The organism is Microcoleus sp. AT9b-C3, assembly GCF_036705485.1.
Classification (GTDB): Bacteria; Cyanobacteriota; Cyanobacteriia; order Cyanobacteriales; family Microcoleaceae; genus Microcoleus.
Genome location: NZ_JAUBUR010000016.1, coordinates 97521 through 115935 on the forward strand (window position 1 = coordinate 97521; position 18415 = coordinate 115935).

The following is an 18415-nucleotide window of genomic DNA, read 5'->3' on the forward strand; positions in this document are numbered from 1 at the left end:
TGACAGTGAATAACTAACAACTAACAACTAACAACTAACAAAAAGATTTTTCAGTTTAGGAGAACTTAATTTATGGCAGTCCGCAACGTTGCGGCTCCCCCGACGCCTTGGTCGAAAAACTTGGCTGAGCCCAAAATTCACGATACCGCCTTCGTACATTCCTTTTCTAACATTATTGGGGATGTGCATATCGGTTCTAATGTGATGATTGCCCCCGGGACATCTATCCGCGCCGATGAAGGCACTCCTTTTTATATCGGAGAAGGAAGCAACATTCAAGACGGAGTAGTGATTCACGGCCTAGAAAAAGGCCGAGTCACAGGAGACGACGGCAACTCCTATTCTGTGTGGGTGGGGAAAAATACTTCCCTCACCCACATGAGTTTAATTCACGGCCCTGCCTACGTGGGCGAGGGGTGCTTTATCGGCTTTCGCTCTACGGTGTTCAATGCCAGAGTGGGCAACGGCTGCATTGTGATGATGCACGTACTAATTAAAGATGTGGAGATTCCCCCCGGTAAGTACGTACCTTCGGGAGCCATCATCACTAATCAGAAGCAAGCCGATCGCTTGCCTGACGTTCAAGATTCTGACGTTCAATTTGCGACCCATGTCATCGGCATCAATGACGCTCTGAGAACGGGTTATCGCTGCGCTGAGAACATCGCCTGTCTAGCACCAATTCGCAACGAGAAAAATACAAACCCAGATATGACTCAAACCAAATATTCTACTCATGCCGGCACCCAATTGAGTTCAACTCTTGCCGATAGCATCCGCAATTTACTAGCCCAAGGATACAGCGTGGGAGCTGAACACGCCGACGCGCGTCGCTTCCGTACCGGTTCTTGGCGCACTTGCGGCCCGATTTCCTCAACCCGCGACTCTGAAGTAATCGCGGCTTTGTCAGCTTGCATGGCTGAACACCAAGGAGAATACGTCCGCTTGATCGGGATTGACACCAAAGCCAAGCGCCGCGTACTAGAAGAAATCGTCCAAAGACCGGGAGACAACGGCTCTAACGGTTCTAACGGTGCGAAAACTCACCAATCTAACGGTAAAGTTGCACAACAAGCTTCATACCACAATAGCGGTTCCGTGTCAAACGGAAAATTGAGTGCCGAAACAGTGGCTCAGGTTCGCAGCTTGCTAGCTCAAGGCTACAAGGTGGGGACGGAACACGCCGACGCGCGCCGCTTCCGCACCAGTTCTTGGCAAAGCGGGGCTTCGCTGCAAGTGAGAAACGAATCTGAGGCGATCGCTGCTTTGGAAGCTGTGATGAATCAGTACCCGGGCGAATACGTGCGCTTGATCGGGATTGACCCGAAAGCTAAGCGACGCATAGTTGAAGAAATTATTCAGCGTCCCGACGGCCCAGTTGCTCAATCGGCTAAGCCTGCAGCAACATCGGGATACAAAGCAGCTTCGACTGGTTCTGCCAGCAGCGGAAGTTTGACCGGCAAGACGATCGACCAAATCCGCAACCTGCTTTCCCAAGGCTACAAAATTGGCACGGAACACGCCGACGCGCGCCGTTTCCGCACCGGTTCTTGGAGCAGTTGCGCCCCGATCTCATCCAACCGCGAATCCGAAGTGATTTCCGCCCTCGAAAGCTGTCTCAAAGAACACAGCGGCGAGTACGTCCGCTTGCTGGGCATCGACTCCAAGGCCAAGCGCCGGGTGCTCGAAGAGATTATCCAGCGTCCTTAATTTGCCTAGTAATTAGCTTGTTTCTCCCGTTAAGCCCTCGCACAGGTGTCCACGGGAGAAATCCAAGCGGATTGAAGTTGGATTTGAGATAGTTAAATAGTTCGATCGATAACTATTGCTCAGAAGTAGGCATTTTATCTATCAATTAATGCCGTAATGTCGTACCAGGTGGAGCAACATCAAATAAAAAGCAGTAGCGAGTGGTTTGGTTACTGCGAGGTAGCCTGTTTCGCGTCCAAGAACTTGTTCAACACCGCTCAATACTCAAATCGTCAAAGTTTCATATATGGTCACGGAACGCTCACCCAAGCGGCTATGGATAAGCTCTTCAAATCAGATATCAATTACAAATCGCTTCCTGCAAAAGTCAGTCAGCTTGTCCTGAAGCAGGTAGCTGATAGTTGGCAATCCTATTTCAAGGCTTTGTCTGCTTGGAAACTTGATTCGTCTAGGTTTACAGGCAAGCCTAAAATGCCTGGTTACATTGATTCTGACGGTAGAAATTTGATTAAATTCAATAACCAAGCGATCGGTAAAACTGCGTTAAAAAAAGGTTTTATTGCTCCATCCATGTCGCCCATTTTCATTCCCGTCAAACCTGGTTTAACACGGGCTGATATAATCGAGGTGAGGTTAGTTCCAAAAGTAGGGTGCTATGTAGTAGAAGTCGTTTATGACAATGGGGTGGATGATTGGAAGCTGGTTAATAGAGGGTTATCCGCAACAATTGATATTGGAATTGACAATCTAGCTACAATTGTTTTTTCAGATCCGACGATTCAACCTATAGCTGTCAATGGCAAACCTTTGAAGGCCCAGAATCAATGGTTTAACAAAGAAGTTGCGAGATTGCGTTCAGCTATTGGTTTGGGGAGTTCTAGAAAAATTCAAAACATCATCAAAAATCGTAATAACTTCGTGCATTCTTACTTGCACCAAGCAACTGCCCAGATTACAGCAGAACTTAATGATATTGGCGTCACTCATGTAGCGATTGGCAAAAATCCTCGGTGGAAAAAGGAGGTAAATATGGGAACTAAAAACAACCAGCAGTTTGTTTTAATTCCTCATGCAAAGTTTATTTCAATGTTGACTCGTAAACTAGAAAAAATTGGCATTACCGTAAAGGAAGGTGAAGAATCTTACACCAGTAAGGCTTCATTTTTAGATTGGGATGAGATCCCAACTTGGCAGCCTGGTAAAACCAACACATTGAGTTTCTCTGGTAAACGTGTAGCAACGAAAAAGTACCGCTCTCAAGATGGAACGGTAATTCATGCCGATGTGAATGGTGCGTTCAATATCGGTCGAAAAGTAATTCCTAACTCCTTCGATTCTCTGGAATTGATTGTAAAGCGGAATAGTGGTTGTGTGGTAGCACATCCCAGACGAGTTAATATCTCGTTCAAAATGACTAAGTTGAAAGACATGAGCGGGTCTGCCCATGTTTGACCATCAAGGTAGTAACTATTTATCGCCACTGCAATTAAGTAGCAACTCTCAGATTTTGATCGGTGGTGATGTAGTTGTGAATGAGGGTGCGGCGATCGCCCCTGGAGCAATCCTACAAGCAGATCCGGGCAGCCGGATATCGATCGCCGCAGGTGCGTGTATCGGCATGGGAGTTATCCTTCACGCCCGTGAAGGTACTCTGGAAATCGCGGCGGGCGTTACTCTGGGTGCAGGGGTGCTGGTGGTAGGTGCGGGAACGATCGGGGAAAATGCCTGTATTGGCGCCGGAACGACCCTCATCAATCCTTGTATCGACCAAATGCAAATTATGCCAGCAGGTTCTCTAATGGGAGATACCAGTCGCCAAGTCGCCGCAGAAGAAGCAACCGCAACAGCGCCAACAGCAGCGCCAACAGCAGCGCCAACATCACCAGAAACCCCCGAAGCCACTACGCCACCAGTCGATCGACCGATCGAGCCGATCGAGCCGCCACAACCGGCCCAAACACCGCCTCAAACTGCGCCGGAGACGGCCCCTGACCCGCCGGAACCTACCGCCGCAGAGCCGCCCCAACCAGGGGAAATCCCAACTATTCTGTACGGTCAAGCTCACATCAATCGGCTGTTGGGGACGCTGTTTCCGCACCGGCAAGCTTTTAATCGACCCGATGAAAATGGCCAAACTTTATCGGGCGGTTCCGGGTAGCCGTCATTTCGGCAAAAGGCAGCTATGCTGAAGGCAGAAAGATCAAATATAAATAGGTAATCTCATATTATTGGTAGCTCAGCAATTTGTAAGGCCTTGCAGCAGCAATCTGTGTCTTGTAGCTCGTGCAGTCTGTCTTCTCATCTGAGAAACTATAAACTATCAACAAATTTTTATTTTGGGAAGTTTCTAAGGGTAAGAGAAGATGGACGGACAAACAGATCGTAACAGTCACGAAGAGCGATCGCAGCGCCAGGAATACTTCAAAGACACTGCTTTGGGTTTGGTATCCACCAAGAGTTTTCCGGCAATTGTGGGCACTGCTGACATGATGCTGAAGTCGGCAGGAGTGATTTTAGTAGGATACGAAAAAATTGGTTCCGGTCACTGTACTGCGATCGTCCGGGGCAGAATTTCCGATGTGCGTTTGGCTGTGGAAGCTGGAGCTCAAACTGCCGAACAGTTCGGGCAGTTTGTTTCTAAGTTGGTGATTGCTAGACCTTTGGCTAATTTGGAAGTGGTTTTGCCCATCGGCTTTCGCCTGACTCAACTGTCGGAAAGCGGCAGTTATTCTCGGCTTAGCCATCAGGCGATCGGTTTGCTCGAAACCCGGGGATTTCCGGCAATGGTCGGTGCTTGCGATGCTATGCTCAAATCCGCAGACGTACACTTGGCAGCTTACGAGAAAATAGGCGCCGGTTTGTGCACGGCAATTATTCGCGGTGCAGTTGCAGATGTAGCAGTAGCCGTAGAGGCCGGGATGTACGAAGCTGAGCGAATTGGCGAGTTGAACGCGGTGATGGTAATTCCGAGGCCTTTGGAAGATTTGGAACAAACTTTACCGCTGGCGAGTTGCTGGATCGAGCAGCGTAAACCTGTGATGATGCCCATGTCGGTTAAGGAAAAGGAACAAGAATTGATCGAACTTCCAGATTTGGAGAAATTGAGGGTTTATGTAGAAGAAGAAATAAATCGCTAATTGGTAATTAGGCAACAAAAGTTGGTAGAGACGTACTGCCGCCAATACTCAGACGCAGTTTGTCAAAAAAATATAGAGTTTACTCGGTGGGAATGCTGGCAACAATTTATACAGAGTAGCGGTCTCAAACTTAATTTGCCGATCGAGCCGATCGCCCCCGCATCAAGAGACACACAGCACCAAGTAAAACTAGACTTTTGAGATCAAGTCGATCGGGTAAACAATCGAACTGACTAATAAGTCAATCCAGCCGATGTGCAGAGCCTTTCAACAGGATTTAACTACTGTTAAAATAAACCAAAAATCCTGTCTAGGGTAGATTGCCGGGAATCATTTAAGAGTTACTCTGACTGCGTGTGGAGGCTCTTTCAACCGATTAACGGCTGTCGAACTCAAAACTGACTGCACAGGAATCAACCCCCAGCATCAAGCAATCCTGAAAGTTGACCTATGAACCTCAAACAATTTTACAAGCGTGGTTTGCACAGCGCTAAGAAAGGAAACTATGAAGCGGCGATCGACGATTTCGATCGCATACTGCAACTCAATCCCGCCGATGCCAAAGCCTACAACAATCGCGGCTTGGTTTACTATTACATGAAAGACTACCAAAAAGCGATCGCCGACCTCAGCCAAGCCCTAGATATCAATCCTAATTTCTTCGAGGCTTACTTGAATCGAGGCAATGCTTGGCGTCATCTCGGAGAACACGAAAAAGCCATTGACGATCTAAACTGTGCTTTAGCAAATAAGCCTAACAGCCACGCTATCTACAACAACCGGGGACTTGTACTTGCTAATTTAGGAAATTACGAAGAAGCAATAGAAGACTACAATCGAGCTCTCTCTCTCAATTCCCACAATTATAAAACCTATTACAACCGGGGGCGCGCTTACTACCTTTTGGGAGAAAAAGAGGCAGCAACGGAAAACTTTAACGAAACGCTGCGGTTGAATCCCAAATATATCAAAGCTTACATAAATCGAGGTCTCTGTTACCACCAATTAGGAGACAATACGCAGGCGCTGGCAGATTACAACACAGCACTCGCGATCGATCCACAAAATGTTTATGCCTATTATAACAGAGGTTGCGTTCGCTATAAATTAAAACAAATGCAGCTTGCAATTGAAGACTTTGACAAATCAGTGGAACTAGATCCGAACTATGTTAAAGCTTATCTGAACCGGGGTTTAGCGCTGTATAAACTGGGAGATGTCACGGCAGCAAATAAGGATTTTTACCATGTAATGTGCATTAATGCGGAAGCTTATTTATACTACCAAGCCCAGCGTTGTACGCCTGATATTAATTCATACTTCAAGGAAGCGCCACAGGTAGAACTTAATAATGCTGCCGAATACTACAACACAACATTAAATACGATGTCAACTTCCTTAAGTTCCGCAGCATTAAACGCGGTCTGGAATCAAGAAGATTTGGAGAACCGAGACTCGATTATCTGTGAAGGTGAATTTATTAATGATTGATTTAGTCAGTAATCAAGGATCTTCGGTACTTAGTCGGCTAAAATGTTACAATAATATCCGATTGTAGCACACTAAGTACCGAAGCTCCATAAACATTAACTGAAACTAAAGGATTGCTATATCATTCTGATTGTTGATTATGCGTCTCTGGCCAACTGTTTGAGAACTTGTAACCCTACATTCATTGCTATGCCTCATTTGTAGCATTTTTATCTTTTCACACTTTTATTTTAATACTCCGAGAGTGACAGAAAAGAGGTAAGGTTGGGTAACGCCCTTCAAGATTTTAAATTCAACCGTTCTCCGGCAATGGGAACTTCAATTTCCGTTTAACACTTGAACAATTGAATCAGTAAGTTCCTGAAAGCTTGCTCTCCCAAGCCGCGGGACAGCAGCAAGGGCTAGGTTCTCTTCTATATGTTTTGGCGCTTTCATCCCTACAAGGGCACTCAGGAGGCCAGGGGCGCTGCGGGTATATTGGAGCGCCCGCTGGCAGTCTGTTCGCAAACGATCGCCAAAGGCAGAAGCAATCTTTTCTGGGATCTGACCGATAACCTGCGCTTCACAGATCGACCTACTGGCGATCGCCCAAATGCCTAAGCGATCGGCAGCTTCCAATACTGAAACTTGTTCTCCTTCGATTGTTTGAGTTGGAGTTAGCACCGCTTCCGGCATCCCCATATTCAAAGGAAGCTGGATAAACCGAAACCCATCCTCTTTGTTCCCAGCTACTTCCCCAGCAATGGACTTCGCACGCGCCAGATCGATATGGTACCTTTCAGTTGGAGGTACGCGAAAAGCATTCCAAGTTGCCACACCGTAATTAGCAATTTTTCCAGCTAAAACCGCACCTTCAAGTACCTCAAAAACCTCTCGCAACCGATTGTAAAAAGTATCGGGTTCAACTTGAGAAAGTAGCTTTTCTGGATTGTGAAGATAGTAGACATCGATTGTCTCAATGCCGAGGTTGGCGAGGCTCCAATTAAGCTGATCTTGAATGTATTCTGGGTGGATGCAGTAACGCTCCTGGGCCAAATCTGCCATGCTGACATTAGAGTTGTTTGGCTCGACGTACTGCTGATAAAACCAGTCTACATGGTTGGGAGTTGGATGCGGAACAACGCCGCCTTTCGTACAGATAATTAGTTCATCTCTTGAAGCCTCTCCCGATTCCAGGAGACGGCGGATAGCCTTGCTGACACTCCGCTCTCCGTACTGGTAGCGGTAGTTAATTGCTGAGTCAATTACGTTGGCACCCCGCCGAACCGATTCAACTACAGCGGACGCCACAAGAGTGTCAGTATACTCATCTGGTTCGCCAAGGTAAGTGCCAATTCCAATCGAGCTGGCAACGAGCGAACCAGCTTCTCGGAAGTGATCGGCTGCACAGTTTTTTTTGTGCCGTTCCCTGTAACGCCGCGTTCCTTCTGCGGTAGCTCTGCCTGCGATCGCATTACTATTTTCTAAGCTAACACTCATTAAGTTTAAGCCCTCCTTCATTGAAAATTATCCTAAAATACAGCGAAGTAGAAACGCGATCGCTCGCGCCTCTACATTTTTAGACCAGATGTTTGGGAGCCTCTATTAACTGGCGATCGACCAGATAGGAAAAATAAGTCCGAAACAAACTCGCATCCGCTTGCGGGCAGATAATATTTGTTCCAGAAAGCCCCTTCAACGCATTCTGGCAATCGAATTTCAGCGTCGCCGATTTAGGCATTTCTGCGTCCGAAACTTTTTCGGAGAAAAGACCGACAAGCGGATACAACGCATTTTCTGGAGAATATCCAGCGCGATTGATTACTTCTGCTTGCCAAGCCTCAGACGAAACTGGTTTGATTGGATAACCCATTGAGGAAATCCAGCCTAGCAATTCACTCATCTGAAAAGACTGAGGGTTGACTAAGTGAAAAGTCTTTCCGAGCAATTTTTTTTGGCTCGAAAGATGAACGATCGCTCGGCTCACATAGTCAACAGGCGCTACATTCATCAGCTTATCGTCATCGGGCGCACATCCAAGTTGCACGCAACCAGCGATTAACCTGTACAGTAAGTCACTGGGATTGCAGGCCCCTGTTTGGCTGTCCCCAGAAATGCGGCCGGGCCTGTAAATGCTAACAGGAATGCCGCGATCGCGCGCCACCTCTACTAACTTTTCTGCCACCCATTTAGTCTGAGTGTAAGCGCCTTTGAGACCCTCTCCCGCAGTGAGTTCATCCTCCTCTCGCACCACCTTAATTCCAGATTCTCCCATTGCCGAGAACACGGAAATCGTAGAAATTAAATGGACTGGTTTTAGCTTACTTTGACTCGCCAATCTCAGAACTTCCTGCGTCCCCAAAACGTTAGCGGGTTTGAGAACCGAGTAGGGATAAGTAAACTTGACAAACGCGCCATTGTGGTAAATGACATCAATTTTACTGGCTAAAACTCGGAACTGCTCGTCGGAAAGCCCCAAAAGTGGTTGAGACAAATCTCCAGCAATTGGGATAATGCGATCGCTGCTGCTTTCATCCCAAATTAAATAGGATTCGAGGCTGCTTTGAATCCGCTTTTTGGCTGATTCTGAATCGGCAGAACGGACTAGGCAATAAATTTCTGCTTGAGTTTGTTGCAAGAGGTCGCGGAGTAAAAAGGCTCCCAAAAAGCCCGTCGCCCCTGTTAAGAGAATGCAAGCTGGTTCAGTTTTTGCCTCGCTCAATGGAGTTGCAGGGCGAATTGCCGGATCTAAAACAACTTCAGCGTTAATATCGAAACTTGCAGTGCGATCGCCCGCAGAATCCGCCCCATCCTTCACCTCAATATTCTTTGCTAAAGCAGCGATGGTAGGCGCTTCAAAGAAACGGCGCAAGGGCAATTCCTTTTGGAAAGAATCTCTTACCTTTGCTAGCAACTGAGTAATCAGTAATGAATGTCCCCCCAAATCAAAGAAATTGTCATAAATTCCCACTTTTTCCACCCCTAGCAGCTCAGCCCAAATCTCAGCCAGCATTTTCTCAATGGGAGTGCTAGGAGCGACAAAAGTATCTGCTAAATCGGCTCTGGCCGCCTCCGGCGCTGGCAGCGCCCGCCGGTCTATTTTTCCATTAGCCGTGAGGGGCAATCCTTTCAGTACGACAAAAGCAGAAGGAACCATGTAGTCGGGCAGTTTTTCTTTTAAAAATGACCGCAACTCGTTAATAGCGATCGCTGATTCCCTCGCGGGTACAACATAACCCACTAAGCGCTGATTCCCAGGTTCATTTTCCAGTAGCAAAACTACTGCTTCGCGCACAGCGGAATGTTGAGATAGCGCTGCTTCTATTTCCCCCAATTCAACGCGGAACCCTCGCAGTTTAACTTGGCTATCGATCCGCCCTAAAAACTCAATATTTCCATCCGGCAAATACCGAGCCAAATCTCCGGTTTTATACAGACGCGCTCCTGGTTCGGCGTCGAAGGGGTTGAGGATGAATTTTTCTTCTGTTAATTGGGGTTTGTTTAGATAGCCGCGAGCTAAAGAAGCACCGCCGATGTATAACTCGCCGCACACGCCAATGGCAACTGGCTGCAAGTGCGAATCAAGTAAATAAATCTGCGCGTTATTGATAGGGCGACCGAGAGGAACTGTCTCAGAAATGCAATTTTCTCGGTCTTTGATGGGATAAGCCAGCACGCCTACGGTTGCTTCTGTTGGCCCGTAATGGTTGAAGACTGAACAGTCTGGGGCGTATTTCTCAATAGTTTCGAGCAAATTCCAACTTAAGGCTTCGCCGCCAAGGATTAATCGCTTTTTCGGCAAAACCTGGGCTGGATTAGAAGCGGTTAATAAAGCTTTTAGGTGGGAGGGAACGATTTTGAGACAGTCAATGGAATGCTGCTGAAAGTAAGCAGCGATCGCCTCTGGATCGGTGGCTCGTTCCTGGGAAATTATGTGTAGGCTTCCTCCCGTACATAAAGCTGGAAAAATTACTGTATTTCCTAAGTCTGCTGCTAAGGTAGAAACGGTTGCGAAACTGCCACCTGATGGCAGGTTTAGCTGTTCCTGAATGCTGTAAAGGTAATTGACGAGCGATCGGTGTTCAATTGCCACTCCCTTTGGCGTGCCAGTGGAACCGGAAGTATAAATGACATAAGCTAAATTTTCAGGAGAGAGAGGAGGAGAGGGAGAGGGGGATACAGAGGGAATTTCTGCGTCTAAGCAAAGGATTTTTGCCTGAGTTTTTGGCAATTTTTCGATTAGCTGTTGTTGCGTTAATAGCACTGCCACTCCGGCATCCTGCAACATCAAGGCGAGGCGCTCTTTTGGCATGGCCGGATCGAGTGGCAAGTACGCGCCGCCTGCTTTGAGAATGCCGATCAGTCCGGCGATCGCATCCACAGATCGCTCAGCACAAATTCCGACTAATCCTTCGGATTTAACTCCTAATTGTTGTAGGTAATCAGCGATTTGGTTGGCGCGGGCGTTGAGTTCCCGGTAGGTGAGTTGCTGATTTTCACAGATAACCGCAAGGCGATCGGGTACGCGCTCCACTTGTTGCTCAAATAGCTGGTGAATGCACTTGTTTTTTGGGTAATCTTTCTGTGTTTGGTTGAACTCAACTAAGACTTGGTGGCGGGCGATCTCGCTCAGAATTTCCAACTCGCCGAGAGCGGTTTCTGGGTGATTAGCTGCACTTTTTATTAAGGTGTAGAATTGCTCTGCTAAACATTTGATCGCTTGTTCCCCTATCAATGCCGGATCGTAGTGAAACTCAGCGATGAGAGCATCCTCTCGGCGCACGCAGGAAAGTTTAACTTTGAAGCGATCGCCGCAGATATATTGCTGGTAAATTGAAAAATATACGCCAGCCGCCGCATACTTTTCTAGTTGTTCCTCAAACTCAAAACAAAATGGAAATCCAGCCGATCCGTTTATATCTTCCCGGTTGAAATATTCCTGCCATTTATAAGCATCGCTTTGGGATTGCTGAATTTCCTGCCATAATTCTTGAAAGGTAAAATTTTCTTGCAGTTGGCTGCGAAGCGGTAAAAACTTGGCAAATAGACCGAGTGCTGGCTCTAATTCTTCATATTTGCGGTTGTCGAAGGCGGTGCCAATAATGATTTCTGCCTTGCCCAACCGCCGCCAGAGCAACGTTTTCCAGCAAGCTAGAAAGAAAGCAGATATTGAGGTATCGTAGCGGCGGGCGATCGCTTCTATTTCTTCTAGTAAACTCAGTTCTATTTTAACCCCAAAAAAATTCGGTTCAAATGGATCGGAGGCGCTGAGTTTTTTATTTTCAAAAGGCAATCTTAAACTCGCTAGCGCCGAGTAATCCCGATCGGTCCAATATTGTTTGCCCTCTGCCGCCTCTTCATCCTCAATCAATTCATTCTGCCATTCCGAATATTGGACATATTGCACCACTTCGTCGGCCAGTTCCTCACCTTGCAAGCAAGCTGCATAAGACTGGCTAATTTCTCGAATTAGATTTTTGACGGTGCGGGAATCGGCGCACAGGGAAGGCAGGCTGACAAGCAAAATGTGCCTGTTTGCTGATAGAGAAATTAAGGATAAGCGCCAAATTGGATTTTGATCTAAGTTGAAAGATGAGCGCTTTTCGTTTTGAAAAATTTCAGGGATTTTAGCCGCTTGTTCTGGCGGGGTCAAGCATTCGAGATTAACGATCTGCCAGGAAATTAAGCTGCGATCGCCGATGACTTGAATCGGAAATTTAATCCCAGAACGTCGCTGAAAGCTCGTCCGCAGAATTTCGTGGCGATCGCTGACTTTTTGCAGCGCTTCTTTTAAGGCATTTGCTTGGAGATTGCCCTCGATCGAAATCGCACATTGAGCGCGATAAGCGGGACTATCTTGTTGCAACAGCCACAGATATTTTTGTTGAGGAGAAAGCCGAAATCCATTAATTGTTTGCATTGGTTATATTGCTTTATGTTTTAGGATCGCCAGGGACTTAAGTCCAAAGCTTATAGCTCAAGTCGGTTAAAACTCACATCTTGTACCATTGTCAAGAACAGGCAAGATGCCTGTTCCACAATAAAATTTCTCTCTTGTGGAACAGGCATCTTGCCTGTTCCTAAACAAGTAATTGAGAATGGTGCAACATCTCAGTTAAAACAGACTATGGGAAAGGCGTTGAAGTGGCTAATACTGGAATTCTAACTTCCTAGCAGAGTCGGATAAAGCCGAATTTGGCGGGATACAAATCAGCTTTTAAATCTCTGCCTCACCGATCATTTCGCCCATCGCTACCACAATTTTGCGCGGCCCGACAAATGGATTGCGACTGTGAGCAGCCAACATATTATCTAACATTAATATGTCGCCAGCTTGCCAAGGGAAACTAACGGTTGCCTGCTGATAGACGGCCTGAATTTCTGCCATTACCGAGTCTTCAATGGGAGTGCCGTCGCCGTAATAAACATTGCGAGGCAGGTTTCCTTCTCCAAAGACAGATAATAAGGAGTTGCGGACGGCGGGATCTAAGCAGGAAATGTGGTGCAAAGGAAGTTGGTTAAAAAATACCATCTCTCCAGTTTTTGGGTGCTGGGCGATCGCCGGCCTCCGCTTGCGAGTTCTGAGCTTATTTCCCTCTTTCCACTCAAATTCTATGCCTGCTTGACGGCAATATTGTTCCACCTCAGTTTTATGCGCCGTTTTGAAAAATTCTTGCCAGCTTACATCGAGTCCGTCGGTGTAATTGCGGACGTACATCAGTTGCTTTTGGGCGAATTTTTCTCGGAGTTTGGGGTCGAGCAATTGGTAAACTTTCCGGCAATCAACGATCGGGGTTTCGCCGCCTGACTGCGCGGGTTGAACGCAGAAAAACCAGATTTTCATTGGCCAGCGGTGCAGGTGCGAACTTTCGTTGTGAAAGAAGATGGTTTGGTCGGCGGGATAAGGGGTCGAACCGTAAACTTTTCCGCCGATTCCTTCGCGCGGCAAATCTCCGTACTCGCCGAACAGTTGCGGACAAATCCCCAAGGCAAACTCCTCGAAAGTAGAAACTAAGGGTTTGGTGAAGCCTCGAAACAAAATTGCACCGTGTTGCTGCAATTTTGTCTCGATCGATGTTCGGTTGTTTTTCGCCCAATCAATGAGATCGACATCGCTGGCAGCGGGTTTAACGACTAGGGGCAATAGTTCTCCAGGCTGGAGAAATTCGGTTTTGATCAACTCGCCTTCTGGCAGAGTGACTACTTTCGGTTTAACACTCTTAAACTTGCTAAAATTCAGCTTTTGGCGCTTGACTTCTTGCATTGCTTGTTGTTCTTTTTCCGCTTTTGTGAGAATTTCTAAGTTATTTAACCGAGTCTCGGGCTCCGCCACAATGCTGTTGAGTAAGGTTTCAAAACCACCGGACATTTGCTCGATGGCGGCGGCATCGAAAAGGTCGGTGTTGTACTTCCAAGTGCCTGCAATTCCTTGCTCGGTTTCTCCCACGAAGAGAACTAAATCAAATTTCGCAATTTTGCTGTCAATTTCTAAGGGTGTCAAAGTTAACCCGCCTAGCTCTAAAGCAGGCATGGGCATATTTTGCATGACGAATAAGACTTGAAAGAGCGGTGTTTGATTCAGGCTGCGCTCGGGCCGCAATTCCTCGACCAATTTGTCGAAGGGTAAATCTTGGTGAGCGTAGGCTTTTAAGGTGACTTCGCGCACGCGATCGAGCAATTCAATGAAAGTAGGATTGCCACTGAGATCGCCGCGCAAAAGCAAGATATTGACAAAGAAACCAATCAGAGCTTCTGTTTCCAATTGGGTGCGGTTGGCGAGGTCGGTGCCGACCACCATGTCATCCTGATTTGTCGATCGATATAGCAGCGTTTCAAGAGCAGCTAGCAACGTCATAAATAGGGTGACATTTTGTTGGCGACTCAGCTTGTTGAGCGCTGCCGAAAGGCTTGGGGAAAGCTGGAAAGGTTGAAGGGCAGCGCGATAGGTAGAAACAGCGGCGCGCGGTTGTTTGGCAGGCAGTTGCAGCACTGGTAAGGGATTGCCTAAGTGTTGCTTCCAATAGGCAAGTTTTTCTTCTAAAACTTCCCCTGAGAGCCAGTTTCGCTGCCACACGGCATAATCGGCGTATTGGATTGAAAGTTCGGGAAGTGGGGAGGGTTTGCCAGTGCAAAAAGCTTCGTAGAGCGTTGCCATTTCCCGCACGAGTACCCCAAGAGACCAGCCATCTGCAACGATGTGATGGATGGTTAGCAATAAGATAAATTCTGTGTCGCCTAACTGTAGCAAAGTGACTCGCATTAATGGCCAGTTTGCTAAGTCAAAAGGTTGTTGCGCTTCCTCGGCGGCGAGTCGCATAGCTTCTGCTTCTCGCTGAGATTGAGGAAAGTGCTGCAAATCTATAACTGAGAGGGCGAAAGTAGGTTCGGGAATTATCAACTGAATGGGCCGCCCTTCCACCGCGCCAAAAGTTGTCCGTAAGGCTTCGTGGCGATTGATAACTGCTTGGAAACTGCGCTCTAATGCTGTCATGTCGATCGCCCCTTTCAAGCGCACGGCTGCGGGGATATTGTAAGCTGGATCGCCCGGTTGCAATCGATCGAGAAACCAGAGGCGCTGTTGTGCGAAAGAAAGGGGCAATTCTGGGCCTCGCGGTGCGCGATCGATGGGGGGTGCTTCCTGTTTTTGCTCGCTGCTGATTTGGTCCATGCGCGAGCTCAAACTTGCCACTGTTGGCGATTCAAATAAGACGCGCAGGGGCAATTCAATTTTAAACGCTTCCCGCAAACGCGCGATCGCTTGAGTGGCTAATAGCGAATGCCCTCCCAATTCAAAGAAGTTATCGTGAATTCCCACTCGCTCTAAACCGAGAACTTCAGCCCAAATTTCTGCTATTAATTGCTCGTCGGGAGTTCGAGGCACGGCCAAATTGCTCTCGAATTCCGCTGTGTTTGTGTCAGGTGCTCTTAGCGATCGCCGATCGATTTTTCCGTTAGGCGTTAAAGGCATCGCTTCCAACAGCACGAACGCTGACGGCACCATGTACTGCGGCAGTTTTTGTTTGAGAAAGACGCGCAAGTGATTAATAAATTCTGAATGCGTAGGAGCAGTGTCCCCGTGTCCGGCCCGGAGTTCTGAGTTAGCAACGATATAAGCTACTAAACGCTTGTCGCCCGGATTGTCCTCTCGAACCAGTGCGATCGCTTCTCGCACGGCTGGGTATTGGCTGAGTACCGCTTCAATTTCGCCTAATTCGATGCGAAATCCGCGAACTTTCACCTGGTGGTCGCTTCGTCCCATAAATTCAATGTTTCCATCTGGGAGATAGCGAGCTAAGTCCCCGGTTTTATAGAGGCGTTCTGAAAGAATAAACGATGAAGGATGAAGGATGAATGAAGCATGAATTGGGTCCTCTGCAAAGGGGTTAGGAGTAAACTTCTCTGCTGTCAGTTCCGGTCGGTTTAGGTAGCCTCTAGATAAGCCGGCACCGCCGATGTGCAGTTCGCCAAATACGCCAACGGGAACCGGCATTAAATAGCTGTCTAAGATGAAAATTTGAGTGTTAGCAATCGGGCGACCGATGGAAACTGATTCATCTTTGCGATCGACCTGATAGAGAGTAGACCAGATAGTGGTTTCTGTAGGGCCGTATAAATTCCACACAGCAGCGCCGCGCAAAAGCAACTGATTTGCTAGTTGTCGCGGTAAAGCTTCTCCCCCGCACAGTATTTTTAATTGATGGTTTCCCTGCCATCCTGCTGCTAAAAGCATTTTCCAACTGGCTGGAGTAGCTTGCATGACTGTCGCCCCAGAATTTGTTAATGTTTCTAAAAGCTTTTCCCCGTTAGATGCCACTTCTCGGCTGGCTACAACAACGCGAGAACCTGTTGTAATAGGCAGGAACAGTTCCAGCGCTGCAATGTCAAAAGATAAGGATGTTACTGCTAGCCAAACATCTCGGTTTGCGATCGCGAGTTGTTGGCGCATAGAATTCAAGAAGTTAACGGCAGATGCGTGGGAAATTTGCACTCCTTTGGGTTTACCTGTTGAGCCTGAAGTATAGATGACATAGGCTAAATTGGAGGAATTTTGTAAACCCACGACTGGCCCGCCGCAGCTCGATATGCCTTCCCAATCTGCATCCAGAAACACGAGGGAGGCGCTATTTTTGGGCAGGCTTTCTAATAGCTTTTTCTGAGTGAGTAACACTGAAATTTTCGCGTCTTCCAGCATGAATCCCAGGCGCTCTGGTGGATAGGCTGGATCGAGGGGAACATAAGCGCCACCGGCTTTGAGAATGCCGAGAAGCCCTACCATCATTTCTAGGGAACGATCGACATAAATTCCCACCAAAACTTCTGGGTTGACACCGATTTTTTGCAAGTAACTTGCGAGATTATTTGCTTTTTTGTTCAGTTCCCGGTAAGTCAGATATTCATTTTGAAAGACGACAGCGATCGCATCCGGCGTCCGCTCTGCCTGCGCTTCAAATAATTCGTTTACGCACTGATTTTTCGGAATTTCCGATTGAGTATTGTTCCACTCAAACAGCAGTTGCTGCTGTTCAGGTTTCGTCAAGATTGGCAAATTTGAAATGGGCTGTTCGGGATTGGTAGCTATACTTTCTAGTAAGGTTATAAAATGTCCGGCTATCCGCCGTGCAGTGCTAGCATCAAACAAATCTTGGCTATACTCAAGCGTTGCATTAATGCCCTCTAATCCTTCCTCCAGGTCAAGCGCTAAATCAAATCTCGCCGTTTTCTGTTCTATTTCTAAATTGCTCAACGTCACTCCTGGCAATTTTATCTGCGGCGTCCGAACATTTCGCAGAGAAAACAATACTTGAAATAGCGGGTTATGACTTAAATCTCGTTCGTGCTGTACGATTTCTACCAGTTTCTCGAAGGGTAGATCCTGGTGGTTATACGCGCCGAGAGCTACTTCTCGCACGCGGCCCAATAACTCTTTAAAAGTCGGGTTGCTCGACAGATTGGTGCGGAAAACTAAGGTGTTAGCAAATAAGCCAATTACTTCCTCGATTTCGCGTCGGTTGCGGTTAGCAATGGGGGAGCCGACTAAAATATCTTCTTGCCCGGTGTAGCGATAGAGCAACGTTTTAAACGCTGCCAATAGGGTCATAAATAAAGTAGCTTTTTCCCGCTGGCTTAATTGGGCGATTTCCTCTGCGATTGCCTTGGGAATGGTGAATTTATGCACGGCACCTCGGAAGGTTTGTACTGCCGAGCGGGGGCGATCGGTTGGCAAATTTAATACAGGGAGATTGCCTCCGAGCTGTTTTTTCCAGTAAGCAGCCTGCGTCTCTAAAACTTCTCCCTGCAACCACTGGCGCTGCCAAGTTGCAAAGTCTGCGTACTGTACCGACAGTTCGGGAAGGGGAGAAGGTTTGCCAGTGGAAAAGGCTTGATAAAACGTGGCGAGTTCCTGGATAAATATTCCCATTGACCAGGCATCGGAAATGATGTGGTGCGTACTCAATAGCAGCACCCAGCTTGAATCGCTCAATTGCAGCAATTTGGCACGCAATAAGGGTGCTTGTGACAGGTCGAAAGCAAGCTTTGCTTCTGCGGCGATTAACCGTTCAACTTCGCGATCGCGTGCAGTTTCAGGAAGCGATCGCAAATCTATTTCTAAAATCTTCAATTCCAGATGGGAAGCGATCGCCTGAACGGGTTGCCCGTTTATTGTCTTAAAAGCCGTTCGCAAAACTTCGTGGCGCTTGACAAGTTCGTTGAGACTGCGATCGAGGGCTCTGGCGTCGAGTGTTCCCGTCAAACGCACGCCGGCGAGGATGTGATAGGTAAAGTTGCCTGGAGTTAGTTGCTCAAAAAACCACAACCGCTGTTGAGCAAACGACAGAGGAAAAGTGTTAGACTCTCGACTTTGAGGCAGAATTTTTGCTAGCGAAACGCTTTCTTTTTTCTGGTTGAGTCGCTGCAACAGCAACTCGCGCTTTTGGGGAGAAAGAGTCGCGATGCGTTCGATTAAATCACTCATTTGCTGACAATAGAATTTCAAAGGTGGTACAAGGCCCCGGATTTATGCGTGGAATCAATCCCAAATCTCAAATCTCAAATCCTCAAGAAAGAGCATTTATCCGTGGGGTCAATCTAAAATCTAA

General features: G+C 47.4%; 9 protein-coding genes. 6 read left to right on the forward strand and 3 right to left on the reverse strand.

What is annotated here, in order from left to right:
- The first annotated feature begins 72 nt into the window (after window positions 1-72).
- The 6 genes from QUB77_RS16270 (at window position 73) to QUB77_RS16295 (ending at window position 6338) form a co-directional block, all read left to right on the forward strand.
- On the forward strand, window positions 73-1710 hold the full coding sequence (locus QUB77_RS16270; protein WP_333174162.1) for a ribulose bisphosphate carboxylase small subunit: 1638 nt from the start codon (window positions 73-75) through the stop codon (window positions 1708-1710).
- Window positions 1711-1866: 156 nt separating this feature from the next.
- The gene (locus QUB77_RS16275) at window positions 1867-3162 is read left to right on the forward strand and encodes a transposase (protein ID WP_333174159.1); all 1296 of its coding nucleotides are present in this window, start codon (window positions 1867-1869) and stop codon (window positions 3160-3162) included.
- On the forward strand, window positions 3155-3868 hold the full coding sequence (locus tag QUB77_RS16280) for a carbon dioxide concentrating mechanism protein (RefSeq protein WP_333174157.1): 714 nt from the start codon (window positions 3155-3157) through the stop codon (window positions 3866-3868). Before QUB77_RS16275 ends, QUB77_RS16280 begins: the two co-directional genes overlap by 8 nt.
- Before the next feature lie 205 nt (window positions 3869-4073).
- On the forward strand, window positions 4074-4847 hold the full coding sequence (locus QUB77_RS16285) for a BMC domain-containing protein (RefSeq protein ID WP_333174154.1): 774 nt from the start codon (window positions 4074-4076) through the stop codon (window positions 4845-4847).
- The gene (locus tag QUB77_RS16290) at window positions 4848-5048 is read left to right on the forward strand and encodes a hypothetical protein (protein WP_333323283.1); all 201 of its coding nucleotides are present in this window, start codon (window positions 4848-4850) and stop codon (window positions 5046-5048) included.
- 249 nt (window positions 5049-5297) lie between these two features.
- Entirely contained in the window at window positions 5298-6338 is a 1041-nt protein-coding gene (locus QUB77_RS16295) for a tetratricopeptide repeat protein (RefSeq protein WP_333174152.1), read from the forward strand.
- Between the two features lie 318 nt (window positions 6339-6656).
- Here the strand turns inward: QUB77_RS16295 and QUB77_RS16300 are convergent, their stop codons facing one another.
- The 3 genes from QUB77_RS16300 to QUB77_RS16310 form a co-directional block, all read right to left on the reverse strand.
- On the reverse strand, window positions 6657-7817 hold the full coding sequence (locus QUB77_RS16300; protein WP_333174150.1) for an aldo/keto reductase: 1161 nt from the start codon (window positions 7815-7817) through the stop codon (window positions 6657-6659).
- A gap of 79 nt (window positions 7818-7896) precedes the next feature.
- Entirely contained in the window at window positions 7897-12237 is a 4341-nt protein-coding gene (locus QUB77_RS16305) for an amino acid adenylation domain-containing protein (protein WP_333174148.1), read from the reverse strand.
- Between the two features lie 297 nt (window positions 12238-12534).
- Window positions 12535-18291, reverse strand: coding sequence for an amino acid adenylation domain-containing protein (locus tag QUB77_RS16310; protein ID WP_333174145.1), 5757 nt, complete (start codon window positions 18289-18291; stop codon window positions 12535-12537).
- Window positions 18292-18415 lie beyond the last annotated feature (124 nt).

Excerpts from the sequence above, each read along its gene's own strand:
- QUB77_RS16270 (WP_333174162.1), top strand. The coding sequence starts at position 73 with ATGGCAGTCCGCAACGTTGCGGCTCCCCCGACGCCTTGGTCGAAAAAC.
- QUB77_RS16275 (WP_333174159.1), top strand. The coding sequence starts at position 1,867 with ATGTCGTACCAGGTGGAGCAACATCAAATAAAAAGCAGTAGCGAGTGG.
- QUB77_RS16280 (WP_333174157.1), top strand. The coding sequence starts at position 3,155 with ATGTTTGACCATCAAGGTAGTAACTATTTATCGCCACTGCAATTAAGT.
- QUB77_RS16285 (WP_333174154.1), top strand. The coding sequence starts at position 4,074 with ATGGACGGACAAACAGATCGTAACAGTCACGAAGAGCGATCGCAGCGC.
- QUB77_RS16295 (WP_333174152.1), top strand. The coding sequence starts at position 5,298 with ATGAACCTCAAACAATTTTACAAGCGTGGTTTGCACAGCGCTAAGAAA.
- QUB77_RS16300 (WP_333174150.1), bottom strand. The coding sequence starts at position 7,817 with ATGAGTGTTAGCTTAGAAAATAGTAATGCGATCGCAGGCAGAGCTACC.
- QUB77_RS16305 (WP_333174148.1), bottom strand. The coding sequence starts at position 12,237 with ATGCAAACAATTAATGGATTTCGGCTTTCTCCTCAACAAAAATATCTG.
- QUB77_RS16310 (WP_333174145.1), bottom strand. The coding sequence starts at position 18,291 with ATGAGTGATTTAATCGAACGCATCGCGACTCTTTCTCCCCAAAAGCGC.